The 593-nt window shown below is 68.5% G+C and carries 1 protein-coding gene; it reads left to right on the top strand.

Annotation, left to right across the window (positions count from 1 at the left end):
- Window positions 1-593, top strand: a 593-nt coding sequence (locus AXA74_RS23680) for a methyl-accepting chemotaxis protein (protein ID WP_248845124.1), incomplete at both ends; no start/stop codon positions are given.

The raw sequence follows: 593 nt of genomic DNA, 5'->3' as shown, positions 1-593 counted from the left end.
CGCTGGAGGAGACGGCCGCGTCGATGGAAGAGCTGGCCTCGACGGTCAAGCAGAACGCGGACAATGCGCGCCAGGCGAATCAGCTGGCGGCCAGCGCCTCGGATGTGGCCGAACGCGGCGGCTCGGCGGTCTCGGAAGTGGTGCAGACCATGGAAGGGATTTCGGCCAGCTCGCGCAAGATTTCTGAGATCGTGTCGGTGATCGACGGGATCGCGTTCCAGACCAATATCCTGGCGTTGAACGCGGCGGTGGAAGCGGCGCGGGCGGGCGAGCAGGGCAAGGGTTTCGCGGTGGTGGCCGGCGAAGTGCGTTCGCTGGCGCAGCGCAGCGCGCAGGCGGCCAAGGAGATCAAGACGCTGATCGAGGATTCGGTGGGCAAGGTGGCGGCGGGCTCGCAGCAGGTCGAGCGCGCCGGGGCGACCATGCAGGAGATCGTGGCCTCGGTCAAGCGCGTGACCGACATCATGGGCGAGATCTCGGCGGCCTCGGAAGAGCAGTCCAGCGGCATCGAGCAGGTCAACCGCGCGGTCACGCAGATGGACGAGGTCACGCAGCAGAATGCCGCCCTGGTCGAGGAGGCGGCGGCCGCCGCC

The sequence above is a fragment of the Bordetella hinzii LMG 13501 genome (genome assembly GCF_001548475.1).
Taxonomy (GTDB): domain Bacteria; phylum Pseudomonadota; class Gammaproteobacteria; order Burkholderiales; family Burkholderiaceae_B; genus Bordetella; species Bordetella hinzii.
The sequence above is the reverse complement of the archived record's forward strand: the minus strand, read 5'-3'. Positions and strand labels throughout refer to the sequence as shown.